This is a genomic window from Mycolicibacterium fluoranthenivorans, assembly GCF_011758805.1.
Taxonomy (GTDB): domain Bacteria; phylum Actinomycetota; class Actinomycetes; order Mycobacteriales; family Mycobacteriaceae; genus Mycobacterium; species Mycobacterium fluoranthenivorans.
Map to the genome: position 1 here is coordinate 204,154 of NZ_JAANOW010000005.1, position 13,387 is coordinate 217,540.

The window sequence follows — 13,387 nt, forward strand, 5'->3', positions numbered from 1 at the left end:
ACCCTCTCCGTCATGGTGCGGAGACGGACCATCACGACCACCCCTACCGATCTTGTGCCCTGCATCACACTACGAATGTTAACGTGAACATTCGCGATCGGTCAACGCACGATTTATGTCGTCACCACCCCCCACGGGCGCGGCCGTGCGTGCTGCTCATGTGGGCTGAGACCAGCGACTGGCACCACTCACACCAGCGCCGAAGCGGGGTTGACCCGCCGCTAGGTGATCGTTAACATCCAAAATGTGATGCCGGCCACTTTCGCCCCTGCCGGCGATGCCGGCCATCGGCGCGCGGCCGAGCGGCAGAACCCGGGAACGAACAGGAGTCAGGTGTGAAGAGAACCTTTGCGGCCGTCATCGGCATCGCCGCCGTCACCGCCGCCGTGGCGGCCTGCGGGAGCGGGAAGGCCCCCGAAGGCGGTGGCGGTGGCGCCGGCGGCGCGACCACGCTGGGCTTCGCCCAGGTCGGCGCCGAAAGCGGTTGGCGTACCGCCAACACCCAGTCTATCAAGACCGCCGCGCAGGCCGCCGGCATCGACTTGAAGTTCGCCGATGCCAATGGCGAACAGGAGAAGCAGATCTCGGCCATCCGCTCATTCATCCAGCAGGGCGTCGATGTCATCGCCTTCAGCCCGGTGGTTCGCACCGGTTGGGACGCAGTGCTTCTGGAGGCCAAGAACTCCAAGATCCCGGTGATTCTCACCGATCGGGCGATCGACACCCAGGAGAAGGACGTCTACAAGACGTTCATCGGCGCCGATTTCGTCGAGGAAGGCAAGCGGGCCGGCACGTGGGTGGCCGATCAGTACGCCGGCGCACCGGGACAGGTCAACATCGTTCAACTGGAGGGCACCACCGGCGCCGACCCGGCCATCGACCGCGACACCGGTTTCAAGCAAGGCATTTCGTCGAACCCGAACCTGCGGATCGTGGCCTCGCAGACCGGTGATTTCACCCGCTCCGGCGGCAAGCAGGTCATGGAAGCCCTGCTGAAATCGACCCCGAAGATCGATGTGGTGTTCGCGCAGAACGACGATATGGGCCTGGGTGCCATGGAGGCCATCGAGGCCGCCGGCAAGGTCCCCGGCAAGGACATCAAGATCGTCGCGGTCGACGCCACCCACGACGGGATGCAGGCGCTGGCCGACGGCAAGTTCAACTACATCGTCGAGTGCAACCCACTGCTCGGGCCGAAACTCATGGATCTGGTGAAGCAGGTGGCCGCGGGTGAGCAGGTACCGGCCCGGGTCGTCGTTCCCGACGAAGCCTTCGATCAGCAGCAGGCCATCAAAGCGCTGCCCGGACGTCAGTACTGAGCGGCGGGGATATGACCTCGAAGGAGCCCGTACCCGTCGTCGAGATGCGGGACATCTGTGTCGAGTTCCCCGGGGTCAAAGCGCTTGATGCCGTGGACTTCCGGTTACTGCCCGGCGAGGTGCACGCCCTGATGGGCGAGAACGGCGCCGGCAAGTCCACCCTGATCAAGGCGTTGACCGGGGTGTATCCCGTCGACTCCGGGCAGATCATCGTCGACGGCACGCCACGGTCCTTCACGGGGCCGCGCCAATCCCAGGAGGCCGGGATCAGCACCGTCTACCAGGAGGTGAACCTGTGCCCGAACCTCTCGGTCGGCGAGAACATCCTGCTCGGCAGAGAACCGCGACGGTGGGGGCATATCGACTACCGCGCCCTGCACCGTCGGGCCGGCGAACTCCTCGCCCAGCTCGAACTCGACATCGACTCCCGATCGCGGCTGGGCGCCCATCCCATCGCGGTGCAGCAGTTGGTGGCGATCACGCGGGCCACCGCCATGCGGTCGGCGGTACTCATCCTCGACGAACCCACCTCCAGCCTGGACGCCGGTGAGGTCAGCGAACTGTTCGGTGTCATCCGCCGGCTGCGCGACGCCGGGACGGCGATCCTGTTCGTCTCGCACTTCCTGGATCAGGTTTATGCGATCTCCGACCGGATCACGGTGCTACGCAACGGAAAACTGGTCGGAGAGTACCTGACCACCGAGCTACCCCGAGTCGGCCTGGTCACCGCCATGCTGGGCCGCGCGGTCGACGCTCTCGACGAGGTCGCCGATACTACGGCGGCAATCGAGGTGACCGGCACGCCGGTGGTGTCACTGCAGGGTTTGGGCCGGGTGCCCGCGGTGGAACCGGTCACCCTCGATATCCGCCGCGGAGAGATCATCGGGCTGGCGGGGCTGCTGGGATCGGGCCGCACCGAACTGGCCCGGCTGATCTTCGGGGCCGACCGCGCCACCGCCGGTCAGCTGTGTGTCGACGGCACACGCGTGATCATGCGGACGCCGCGCACCGCCATCGATCACCGGTTCGCGTTCACCTCCGAGAACCGCAAGGAAGACGGTGTTTTCGGGGAGCTCACCGTGCGGGACAACCTGGTGCTCGCGCTGCAGGCCCGCCGCGGCTTCGCCCGGCCGTTGTCGGCCAGAGCCAAGGACGAACTGGTCGACAAGTACATGGAGGCCTTCGACATCCGGCCGCGCCGGCCCGATGCCCTGATGAAGAACCTGAGCGGCGGCAATCAGCAGAAGGTGCTGCTGGCCCGCTGGCTCATCACCGAGCCGCAGCTGTTCATCCTCGACGAGCCCACCCGGGGTATCGACATCGGCGCGAAAACCCAGATCCAAAAACTTGTCACGGAGTTGGCCGCTGGCGGGATGGCGGTGCTGTTCATTTCCGCCGAGCTTGAGGAGGTGACCCGGGTGTCCCATCGCATCGCGGTGATGCGGGACCGTCGCAACGTCGCCCAGGTCGACACCGACCAGCAGCCCGACCTGCACGAACTGATCGCGGCGAGCCCGTCATGACCAGACGGATCGCCGCACACCAATTGTTCTGGCCCGCATTGGCGCTCATCGCACTGCTCGCCGCGAACGCCGTGCTGTCCCCCGGCTTTCTCAGTGTGCGCGTTCAGAACGGACACCTGTACGGCAGCCTCATCGACATCCTGCGCAACGGTGCGCCGACGCTCCTCGTCGCACTGGGCATGACGCTGGTGATCGCCTCCCGCGGCATCGATCTGTCCGTCGGCGCGGTGGTGGCGATCGCCGGCGCCGTGGTGTGCGCCCACATCGCCGGCTCACCCCAGCCCGACAGCGTCGCCACGGTGCTGACGGCGATGGCCTTGGCCGTCCTGGCGGCCGCCGTGCTGGGCCTGTGGAACGCCACCCTGGTGGCGGTGCTGGGTATCCAACCCATCATCGCCACGCTGGTCCTGATGACCGCGGGTCGCGGTATCGCCCTGTTCGTCACCGAAGGCCAGATCGTCACCGTCACCAGCGCCCCGTTCAAGATGCTGGGGGCGGGCTACTTTCTGGGCCTGCCGGTCGCGATCCTGGTGAGTCTGTCGATATTCGTGCTGATCGGCCTGCTCACCCGCCGCACGGCGCTGGGCATGCTGCTGGAGGCCGTCGGGATCAATCCCGAGGCAGGCAGGCTGGCCGGGGTACGCAGCCGGACCATCGTTTTCGCGGTGTATCTGTTCTGCGCGCTGTGCGCCGGCATCGCCGGCCTGATGATCGCCTCGAACATCTCCGCCGCCGACGCCAACAACGCCGGGCTGTGGATCGAGATGGATGCCATCCTGGCGGTCGTGATCGGCGGCACCTCACTGCTCGGCGGCCGCTACAGCCTCACCGGGACCCTGCTCGGCGCCTTGATCATTCAGGCACTGACCACCACCGTCTACACCCTGGGTATCCGACCTGAGGTCACGCTGGTGTTCAAATCCGTTGTGGTGGTCGCGGTCTGTCTCATGCAGTCGGCGAAGTTCCGCGGGTCCTTCACCCGCGGCCGCCGACGTCCCCCGTCCGGGTCCCCGACCGCACCGACACGTGCCCGCCGGACCGAGCCGAAGGTGCTCGCATGACGACAACCCTCGCCCCACCCCGGATCCGTAAGCTCGCGACCGGAAAATACACCGGACCGCTGGCCACGTTGGCACTGTTCGCCGTGATGTTCGGCGGCGTCCTCAATCGTTACGATTTTGCCAGCCCCACACAGGTTTTCCTCAATCTGTTCGTCGACAACTCGTATCTCATCGTGCTGGCCGTCGGGATGACCTTCGTGATCCTCACCGGCGGTATCGATCTGAGCGTCGGGTCGGTGGTCGCGCTGTCGACGGTCATCCTGGCCAAGACCCTGCAACAGGGCTGGCCCACCTCCGTCGCCATCATCACTGTCATGCTCGTCGGTCCCGCACTGGGACTGGTGATGGGCGTGATGATCGAACGCTTCGACGTCCAGCCGTTCGTCGCGACATTGGCCGGCATGTTTCTGGCGCGCGGGATGTGTTATGTCGTCAGCGTCGATTCGCTGCCCATCAAGGATCCGGCGGTGCGCACCCTGGGTCTGGACTACCTGTACCTCTACGACGACAAGTTCATCCGTTGGCCGGTGGTCATCGCGCTCGTCGTGGTGGTGGTCGCGCTGTACGTCCTGCACCTGACCCGGTTCGGCAGAACCGTGTACGCGGTCGGCGGTAACCGGCAGTCCGCCCAGCTGATGGGTTTGGACGCGGCGGCGACCCGAATATCGGTGTACGTCATCAGCGGATTCTGTGCATCGCTGGCGGGCGTTCTGCTGGCCGTGCAGAAGCTCTCGGGCTACAGCAACAACGGAATCGGGCTGGAGTTGGACGCCATCGCCGCGGCGGTGATCGGCGGTGTCATCCTGGCCGGAGGCGTGGGCTACGTCGCGGGCGCCCTGATCGGGGTGCTGGTGCTGGGCACCATCGAGACGTTCGTCACCGCGGCCAATCTCGATTCCTACTGGACCCGCATCATGACCGGCGCGCTGTTGCTGATATTCGTTCTGGTCCAGCGTGTCTTGGTGCGGCCGACGTCATGAGCCCCGGCAATAATAGGTCGATGAGCCGCAAGCCAGTCATGTCCGACGTTGCCCGGCTCGCCGGGGTGTCCCATCAGACGGTGTCGCGGGTGATCAACGGCTCCCCCAGCATCCGGCCCGCCACCCGGGAACGGGTGGAGCACGCCATCGCCCAACTCGGCTACCGCCCCAACAGCGTGGCCCGCGCGCTGGTCACGAGCAGGTCGGGCATCATCGGGATCATCGGCAGCAGCACCGCCCAGTACGGTCCTGCGAGCACCCAACGCTCGGTGGAGGAGTCGGCCCGGGAGGCGGGTTTCTTCTCAAGCTCGGTGACACTGGCATCGTTGACACGACAGGAGATTCGCAGCGCGCTGGATCATCTGTCGCGGCTGGCGGTGGAAGCCATCGTGATGATCGTGGCACAGCAGGACGCCCTCAACGTGGTGAGCTCCGAGGATTTCGGGGTGCCGGTGATCGTGGTGGAAGGTGATCTGTCCGGGTCCGGGTTGTCGGTCGGGGTCGACCAGATCGGTGCCGCCCGCACGGCTACGCAGCATCTGATCGATCTCGGCCACACCGAGATAGCCCATGTCAGTGGCCCGGATGGCTGGCCGGAGGCGACGGCGCGCACCAAGGGGTACCTCGACGCGATGCTCGCCGCGCGATTGGCGCCGCGCCCACAGTGGCGCGGTGACTGGAGCGCGGGGCGTGGGTACGAGCTCGGCAAGCAGATCGCCGCCGATCCCGATATCACCGGGATCTTCGTCGCCAACGACCACATGGCCATCGGGGTGCTGCACGCGCTGGCCGAGGCCGGCCGCCGGGTACCCGACGAGGTCAGTGTGGTGGGTTTCGACGACATCCCCGAAGCGCCCTATCTCATCCCCGCGCTGACCACCATCCGCCAGGACTTCGCCGCGGTCGGCCATCGCGCCATTGCCCTGGTGAAAGCTCAACTGTCCGATACCGAATGCGAGACGGCGCTGCTGGGCGCGGATCTCGTGGTGCGGGACAGCACGGCGCCCCCGCCGAGGACGGCTTAGGTGCGTACCGCCGAGGTCACCGCCCACGGCCTCGAATACGAGCTCTTGGGCGGAACGGTGCGCGCGGTGCTCACCGGGGTGGGAGCGGCGATCCGGGAGCTGTCGGTGGACGGTGTCGATCTCACCCCGGGCTACCGGCCCGATGTACTGCGGCCGTTCTACTCGGGCACGGTGCTGATGCCATGGCCCAATCGGGTGCGCGACGGCCGCTGGACTCACCGTGGTGTCACCCAGTATCTCGATATCACCGAACCGCGGCGCGCCAACGCCCTGCACGGACTCCTGTGCTTCACCGAGTACCGGCTGCTGGAGCACACAGATTCGTGTGCGGTCCTCGGGGCGCAGGTCTTTCCGCAACACGGGTACCCCTTTCAGCTGGACACCCGGGTCCGCTATGCCCTGGTCGACGACGGTCTGCACGTCACGCACACCGTCGCGAACACCGGACCGCAGACCGCACCCGTCGGCATCGGCACCCACCCGTTCCTGTGCATCGGCGATGTGCCCACGGCCGCACTGACATTGACTGTCGCCGCCGATGACCACATCGACGTCGACGACCGCCTCAACCCCGTCGGGGTCAGCCCGGTGCGCGGCGGCTACTGGGATCTGCGGGCCGGGCGTCTGGTGGCCGATCTTGACCTGGACGATGCCTGGACGGGTCTGCACATGAGCGACGGCGGTAGCACACACACCTTGAGCGCACCCGACGGTCGGACGTTATCCCTGTGGGCCGATGAACAATTCGGCTATCTCCAGGTGTTCACCACCCGCCGCTACCCGGTCGGTGACGGGTTCGTCACCGCGATCGCGGTGGAACCGATGACCGCTCCGGCCGACGCCCTCAACAGTGGGGCCGGCCTGCGGTGGCTTGAGCCCGGCCAGGACTGGTCGGCATCCTGGTCGATCCGGTACCGCGGCACCGTTCAGTAGACGCGGCGCGCCGCCCCGCTGGGGATACCGCACAGGAAATCCGGTTTCGGTAGCCGGTGGTCCAGGGCGGCCCGGCCGACGGCTTCGATGACGTCCGGCAGTCGTTCGGTCCTGACCAACGCCAGCGCCGAACCGCCGAACCCGCCGCCGATCATCCGCGCACCCAGTGCACCCGCATCCAGGGCGGCGTCCACCGCGGTGTCCAGCTCCGGCGAACTGACCACCAGATCATCGCGCAGTGACGCGTGCGAGGCACTCAGATGTGGTCCGATGGCCGCGATCTCGTCCGCGCGCAGCAGATCGGCGACCGCGCTGACCCGACGGATCTCGGTCAGGACATGCCGCAACGCGCGCCGCAGCGGCGGGTCGTCGGTTCTGGCGCAGTTCAACACCGCGTCGACATCGTCGGTGTGCAGCAGGGCCGAACGGCCGATGCGCGCGCACACCCGCTCCACCCGAGACCGCCGCAGCCCATAGGATCCTTCGACCAGCCGGTGCGGTGCGTTGGTGTTGATCACCAGAAAGACCACTCCCGCAGGCCGGCAGTCGAGTTTCAGGTGTTCCACACCAAAGGTGTTGCAGTCCAGGAGCATCACATGGCCGGCGCGGGCACGCAGCGCGGCGGACTGATCCATGCCACCGGTGGCGGCACCGACCACGACGTTCTCGGCGGTGATGCAATCGCGGGCCAGCGTGCGGCGCCCGGAATCGTCGGTAGCGGCACCGAACAACTCGGCGATCGCCAGCGCGGTCGCCGTTTCCAGCGCGGCCGAGCTCGACAGGCCGGCGCCCTGCGGCACCGACGAGTGCACGGCGATATCCAGACCCGGTATCCGGGCGATGGTGTCGTGGTAGGTCATCGCCCACGGCACCCCGGCGACGTACCCGGCCCAGCCGTTCGGCCGGTGTGGCCCGATATCCGCACCGCCGCCCTCCCAGTGGTCCTGGTGACCGGTCGATGCCAGCCGGACCCGGTCCTCGTTGTGTACCCGGACCGCGACGGCGGTGGCGTAGGGCAGCGCGAAGGGCATGACCGAGGCGCCGATGTAGTCGATATGCTCGCCGATCAGGTTGACCCGGCCCGGCGCCATCCACACCCCGTCCGGTGCCCCGCCGAAGCGCTGCCGGAACAGGTCGTCGACCCGGCCGCAGAGTTCGTCGGGCGCAGCTGGAGCCACCAGATCAAGGTTGTTCATCGTCGGTGCCCTCATGCGATCTCCCGAAGCCGGTCGGCGATGTGTTCCGGAGTGGTGTCGTTGACCCATGCCCCCATCGCGGATTCCGAACCGGCCAGATACTTCATCCGGCCGGGTGCCCGCATGAGGGAGAACAACTGAAGGTGCAGCCGTCCGTGGGCACGGTCGGGTCCGACCGGCGCCTGGTGCCATGCCGCGATGTACGGCGTCTGGTCCACCCCGTCGAAGAAGCGGTCGACCCTGCCGAGCAACTGCAGATATATCGTGGCCAGCTCGTCCCGTTCGGCATCGGTCAGCGCGGGGAAATCCGGGACATCACGATGTGGCATAAGGTGTATCTCCAGCGGCCAGCGCGCCGCGGCGGGGACGAACGCGGTCCAGTGCTCCGCGGCCACCAGCAGCCGGCGGCCCGAATCGCGTTCCGCGCCAAGGATGTCGTCGTACAGGTTGCGACCGGTGGTGGCGGCGTGGCGGCGGGCCTGCCGAACCATTGCCTGGGTCCGCTGCGGCAGGAACGGATAGGCATAGATCTGGCCGTGCGGATGGGTGAGCGTCACCCCGATCTCGCGACCGCGATTCTCGAAGCAGAACACCTGTTGCGCACCGGGTACCGCCGACAGTTCGGCGGTGCGGTCCGCCCACGCCTCGATGACGGTGCGCGCCCGCCGATGCCCCAGGGTGGCGAAGCTGGCATCGGGATCGCTGGTGAAGCACACCACCTCACAGCTGCCCGTACCCGGTATCTGCGGCCACAGCGGCTCACCGTCGACGTGGGTGTCGGTCGCCGCTGCACGGGAGGACAATGCGGGGAAACGGTTTTCGAAGACGACGACGTCGTAGTCGGCGGCGGGTATCTCGGTGGCCGGCCGGCCCGGCCGGGTCGGCGCCAGTGGCGATTCGTCCGGGCCCGGCAGGAATGTCCGGTCCATGCGGTGCGCGGCGATGGTGACCCATTCGCCGGTGAGCACGTCATAGCGCAGCTGCGATTCCGACACCGCAGGCTCCAGCGGCCTGGTGTCGGTGAGCCCTCCGGTCCGCCGCATCCGCCCTCCGCTGTCGAGTTCGTCGAAGTAGATGAGCCGGCGGCCGTCTGCCAGGGTGGTGACGGTCTTGCGGACGGTGGTGGGCGTGACGGTAGGCGGTGTGGGCACGGGTCAGCGACCGCCCCTGCGCTTGTTGTAGATGTCGAAGCCGACGGCCGCGAGCAACACGAGACCTTTGATGACCTGTTGCACGTCGCTGCCGATGCCGACGATCGACATCCCGTTGTTCAGCACACCGAGCACCAGACCGCCGATGATGGCGCCGAACACGGTGCCCACGCCTCCGCTGGAGGATGCTCCGCCGATGAAGGCCGCGGCGATCGCCTCCAGCTCGAAGTTGATCCCGGCCTGCGGGGTGGCCGAATTCAGCCGCGCGGCGAACAGCAGCCCGGCGACCGCGGCCAGCATCCCCATGTTGACGAACACCAGCAGGGTGACCCGTTTGTTGCGGACACCGGACAGGCTGGCGGCCGCGGCGTTGCCGCCGACGGCATACACCTGGCGCCCGAACACGGTGTTACGCATCAGGAATGCGTAGACCAGGGTGAGCACGACGAGGATGATGCCGACGATCGGCACACCGCGGTAGCTGGCCAGCAAGAGGGTCACCGCGCCCAGCGCCACCACGATCCCTGCGCACTTGGCGATGAACAGGGCTCGGCTGGAGACCTCCTGGCCGTACTGCAGTTGTGCGCGTCTGCGCCGGATCTGCATGATCACGGTGGCGACCACGGCAATGCCGCCGAGGATCACCGTCGGCCAGTGGTAGAGCGCGGCATTGCCGAGTTCGGGCAGAAAGCCACTGCTGACCTGCTCCAGCCCGCGGGGCATCGGCGCGATCGATTGTCCTTCGAGCACGTACTGGGTGGCGCCGCGGAACACCAGCATGCCGCCGAGCGTCACGATGAACGACGGAATCCCCACGTAGGCGATCCAGAAGCCCTGCCATGCGCCGATGAGCGCGCCCATCCCGATGCACAGCAGCACGGCCAGGAGCCACGGCATATCGTTGCGCACCATCAGGACGCCGGCCATCGCCCCGGTGAAGGCCGCCACCGAGCCCACCGACAGGTCGATGTGACCGTTGATGATCACGATGACCATCCCGATCGCCAGGACCAGGATGTAGCCGTTCTGCTGGATGATGTTGGTGACGTTGAGTGGTTTGAGGACGATACCGCCGGTCCACACCTGGAACAGCAGCAAGATCGCGATCAGCGCGACCACCATTCCGGACTGACGCACGTGCGACATCAGGAACCGCGTCACCGCGTTGCCGCCGCGTCCGGACGGCGGCGTTCCGCCCTTGTTGATATCGGGCGCCGGCTGTTTCGCGGTGATGGTCACGCGGATCCTTTCATCATGTGGTGCATCAGGGTCTCTTGTGTCGCGTCGGCGCGCGGCACCTCTCCGGTCAACCGGCCCTGACTGAGGGTGTAGATGCGATCGCAAAGCCCGAGCAGCTCAGGCAATTCGGAGGAGATGACGAGGACGGCCTTGCCACGGGCGGCGAGCTCGTTGATGAGGACGTAGATCTCGTGCTTGGCGCCGACGTCGATACCGCGGGTCGGTTCGTCGAGGATCAGCACATCGGGGTCGGTGAACAGCCACTTGCTGAGCACCACCTTCTGCTGGTTGCCACCGGACAGTTTTCCGGTGGCGGTCTGCACCGACGCGGTCTTGATTCGCATCGAGGCCCGGAACTGTTCCCCGATCCGGGTCTCCTCGTGGTGGTCGATGACCGAGTGGTGGCTGACCTTGTCCAGGGAGGCCAGGCTGATACTGGTGGCGATGCTGTCCATCAGGTTGAGCCCCAGGCTCTTGCGATCCTCGGTGGCGTAGGCGATTCCGTTGCCGATGGCGCGTGGCACCGTGCTGGTGTCGATCTCGCGGCCGGCCTTGAACACCTTGCCGTTCTCGTAGCGCCCGTACGATCGCCCGAACACGCTCATCGCGAGCTCGGTACGACCGGCGCCCATCAGCCCGGCGATTCCGACGATCTCCCCGGCTCGGACGTTCAGCGTGACATCGTCGACCACCTTGCGGTGTTGGTCGATGGGGTGCAGCACGGTCCAGTTGGCCACCGAGAACACCACATCGCCAATCTCGCAGCCCTGCCGGGACGGGAACCGGTCGGACAGGTCACGGCCGACCATCGCCCGCACGATGGCGTCCTCGGTGAGGTTCTCGTCGACCGGCACGGTGTCGATGGTGCGACCATCCCGCAAGGTGGTGACGGTGTCGGCGACCTGCAGCACCTCATTGAGCTTGTGCGAGATGATGATCGAGGTGATGCCCTGCTCACGCAGGCCGACGATCAGCTCGAGCAGGTGCTTGCTGTCCGAATCGTTGAGTGCCGCGGTCGGTTCGTCCAGGATGAGCAAGCGGACATCCTTGGACAGCGCCTTGGCGATCTCGACGAGTTGCTGTTTACCGACGCCGATATCGGAGACCCGGGTCTGCGGGCTTTCGCGCAGACCCACTCGATCCAGCAGTGTCTGCGCCTTCTGCAGCGTCCGGTCCCAGGAGATCACCCCGCGGCGTGAGATCTCGTTGCCGAGGAACATGTTCTCGGCGATCGAGAGGTAGGGCACCAGGGCGAGCTCCTGGTGGATGATCGCGATACCACACCGCTCGCTGGACCGGATATCCCGAAATGCGCACAGCTGCCCGCTGAATCGGATCTCCCCGTCGTAACTGCCGTGCGGGTACACGCCGCTGAGGATCTTCATCAGCGTCGACTTGCCGGCCCCGTTCTCGCCACAGATGGCGTGGATGGCACCGGCCTGCACCGTGAGGTCCACTCCGGACAGCGCTTTGACACCGGGAAACTCCTTGGTGATTCCCCGCATCTCCAACAGCGGTGTCGCGGTCACTTCACCTGGTCCGGCGTGTAGTAGCCCGAATCGATCAGGACCTTCTGGTAATTGGACTTGTCGACGCTCACCGGGTCCAGCAGATAGGACGGCACGATCTTGTCCCCGTTGTTGTAGGTCTTGGTGTCGTTGACCATCGGGGTACCACCGGTCAGCACGGCGTCGGACTCCTGGACTGCCGCCTTGGCGAGTTCGCGGGTGTCCTTGAAGACGGTCTGGGTCTGCTCACCGGAGACGATCGACTGCACCGAGGCGAGTTCGGCGTCTTGGCCGGTGACGATGGGCAGCGGTTTGGCCGCGTTGCCGTAGCCGGCGCTCTTGAGCGCCGAGAGCACCCCGCGGGAGATGCCGTCATACGGCGAGAGCACGGCGTCCAGGCGGGCCGTGGTGTAGGCCTGGCTGAGCAGGTTGTCGGTCCGGGACTGAGCCAGTCCGCCGTCCCAGCGCAGCGTGGCGACCTGGTCGAAGGTGGTCTGCCCGCTGCGCACCACCAGCTTCCCGCTGTCGATGTAGGGCTTCAGCACGCTCATCGCGCCGTCGTAGAAGAAGGTGGCGTTGTTGTCGTCGGGCGATCCGGCGAACAGTTCGATGTTGAACGGTCCGGCGCCACTGGCGAGTTTGAGCTTGTCGACGATGTAGTTGGCCTGGAGCACTCCGACTTTGAAGTTGTCGAAGGTGGCGTAGTAGTTCACGTTCGGGGTGCCCTTGATCAACCGGTCGTAGCTGATGACCGGGATCTTGGCATCGGCGGCGCGCTGCAGCGTATTGGTCAGCGAGGAACCGTCGATCGGTGCGATCACCAGGAGCTGGACGCCCTTGGTGATCATGTTCTCGATCTGCGAGACCTGGTTCTGCACGACATCATCGCCGTACTGCAGGTCGGTCTTGTATCCCAATGCCTGGAACTGGTTCACCATGTTCTGGCCGTCGCCGACCCATCGCTCCGAGGACTTGGTCGGCATCGCGATACCGATCGTGCCTTTCTCGGGGCTGCCACCCTTGGCGGCCTCGGTGGACCGGCCGCAGCCGACCAACACCACGGTGGCCATCACCAACAGGGCGACACACCATCTCAGCAACCGCATCTTTCCTCCTGCCGACACGCGGGCGGGGGTTCCGAGACCCAGCCATTCCCGCGTTCTCTCCAAATGTGAACATTAACACTCCACCGAAAGTATGTGAGCCAGTTCACTCGATGTCAATGGGATGCTGCACTGCCGCACCAATTACCCAGGTGAGCGCGAATTTTTTGGGGTCAAACCACCGGGGCGGCGGCCCTACCGTTCGAACCACGATGTGATCATTAACATCGCGACACTTCGGGCGCCGCCGCGACCCCGGGGCTGATCCGCATGTGATATCCGCAATGCGCCGGGCAGCGTCCCATCCACGCAGTGTCCGGGTCCGAATACCGGATGTGACACACATACC

11 protein-coding genes are annotated in these 13,387 nt (G+C 66.2%); 6 read left to right on the forward strand and 5 right to left on the reverse strand.

Going from position 1 to position 13,387, the window contains the following annotated elements:
* Positions 1 to 335: 335 nt before the first annotated feature.
* Genes FHU31_RS29880 through FHU31_RS29905 form a run of 6 tightly spaced genes read left to right on the forward strand, consistent with a single transcriptional unit; the run spans position 336 to position 6,841 of the window.
* Complete coding sequence (locus FHU31_RS29880) at positions 336 to 1,319, forward strand: ABC transporter substrate-binding protein (RefSeq protein ID WP_167164834.1); 984 nt, start codon at positions 336 to 338, stop codon at positions 1,317 to 1,319.
* 11 nt (positions 1,320 to 1,330) lie between these two features.
* Positions 1,331 to 2,842 (forward strand): sugar ABC transporter ATP-binding protein, encoded by a 1,512-nt coding sequence (locus FHU31_RS29885; RefSeq protein ID WP_234901746.1) that lies wholly within the window; start codon positions 1,331 to 1,333, stop codon positions 2,840 to 2,842.
* Entirely contained in the window at positions 2,839 to 3,903 is a 1,065-nt protein-coding gene (locus FHU31_RS29890; RefSeq protein ID WP_167164836.1) for an ABC transporter permease, read from the forward strand. Before FHU31_RS29885 ends, FHU31_RS29890 begins: the two co-directional genes overlap by 4 nt.
* Positions 3,900 to 4,883, forward strand: coding sequence for an ABC transporter permease subunit (locus FHU31_RS29895; protein WP_167164838.1), 984 nt, complete (start codon positions 3,900 to 3,902; stop codon positions 4,881 to 4,883). Before FHU31_RS29890 ends, FHU31_RS29895 begins: the two co-directional genes overlap by 4 nt.
* Before the next feature lie 20 nt (positions 4,884 to 4,903).
* Positions 4,904 to 5,908 (forward strand): LacI family DNA-binding transcriptional regulator, encoded by a 1,005-nt coding sequence (locus FHU31_RS29900; protein ID WP_167164840.1) that lies wholly within the window; start codon positions 4,904 to 4,906, stop codon positions 5,906 to 5,908.
* Positions 5,909 to 6,841 (forward strand): aldose 1-epimerase family protein, encoded by a 933-nt coding sequence (locus tag FHU31_RS29905; protein ID WP_167164842.1) that lies wholly within the window; start codon positions 5,909 to 5,911, stop codon positions 6,839 to 6,841.
* On the opposite strand, the gene galK is transcribed toward FHU31_RS29905, so the two are convergent.
* From galK to chvE, 5 genes are read right to left on the reverse strand one after another with little or no spacing between them, the layout of a single operon-like run.
* Positions 6,835 to 8,052 (reverse strand): galactokinase, encoded by a 1,218-nt coding sequence (gene galK / locus FHU31_RS29910; RefSeq protein ID WP_308206730.1) that lies wholly within the window; start codon positions 8,050 to 8,052, stop codon positions 6,835 to 6,837. The genes FHU31_RS29905 and galK overlap by 7 nt on opposite strands.
* A complete protein-coding gene (gene galT / locus FHU31_RS29915) occupies positions 8,049 to 9,188 on the reverse strand; it encodes a galactose-1-phosphate uridylyltransferase (RefSeq protein ID WP_263987978.1) in 1,140 nt (379 codons plus the stop codon). The genes galK and galT overlap by 4 nt, the downstream gene beginning before the upstream one ends.
* A gap of 3 nt (positions 9,189 to 9,191) precedes the next feature.
* Complete coding sequence (gene mmsB, locus FHU31_RS29920; RefSeq protein ID WP_409371218.1) at positions 9,192 to 10,427, reverse strand: multiple monosaccharide ABC transporter permease; 1,236 nt, start codon at positions 10,425 to 10,427, stop codon at positions 9,192 to 9,194.
* Positions 10,424 to 11,932, reverse strand: a complete 1,509-nt coding sequence (gene mmsA, locus FHU31_RS29925) for a multiple monosaccharide ABC transporter ATP-binding protein (RefSeq protein WP_167165166.1) — start codon at positions 11,930 to 11,932, stop codon at positions 10,424 to 10,426. Before mmsA ends, mmsB begins: the two co-directional genes overlap by 4 nt.
* Positions 11,933 to 11,952: 20 nt before the next feature.
* The gene (gene chvE, locus FHU31_RS29930) at positions 11,953 to 13,041 is read right to left on the reverse strand and encodes a multiple monosaccharide ABC transporter substrate-binding protein (RefSeq protein ID WP_167164844.1); all 1,089 of its coding nucleotides are present in this window, start codon (positions 13,039 to 13,041) and stop codon (positions 11,953 to 11,955) included.
* Positions 13,042 to 13,387: the final 346 nt, after the last annotated feature.

Bases quoted from the DNA above. Each gene is read 5' to 3' on its own strand.
- FHU31_RS29895 (WP_167164838.1), top strand. From the start codon at position 3,900: ATGACGACAACCCTCGCCCCACCCCGGATCCGTAAGCTCGCGACCGGA.
- chvE (WP_167164844.1), bottom strand. From the start codon at position 13,041: ATGCGGTTGCTGAGATGGTGTGTCGCCCTGTTGGTGATGGCCACCGTG.
- FHU31_RS29885 (WP_234901746.1), top strand. From the start codon at position 1,331: ATGACCTCGAAGGAGCCCGTACCCGTCGTCGAGATGCGGGACATCTGT.
- galK (WP_308206730.1), bottom strand. From the start codon at position 8,052: ATGAGGGCACCGACGATGAACAACCTTGATCTGGTGGCTCCAGCTGCG.
- FHU31_RS29900 (WP_167164840.1), top strand. From the start codon at position 4,904: ATGAGCCGCAAGCCAGTCATGTCCGACGTTGCCCGGCTCGCCGGGGTG.
- FHU31_RS29890 (WP_167164836.1), top strand. From the start codon at position 2,839: ATGACCAGACGGATCGCCGCACACCAATTGTTCTGGCCCGCATTGGCG.
- mmsA (WP_167165166.1), bottom strand. From the start codon at position 11,932: ATGCGGGGAATCACCAAGGAGTTTCCCGGTGTCAAAGCGCTGTCCGGA.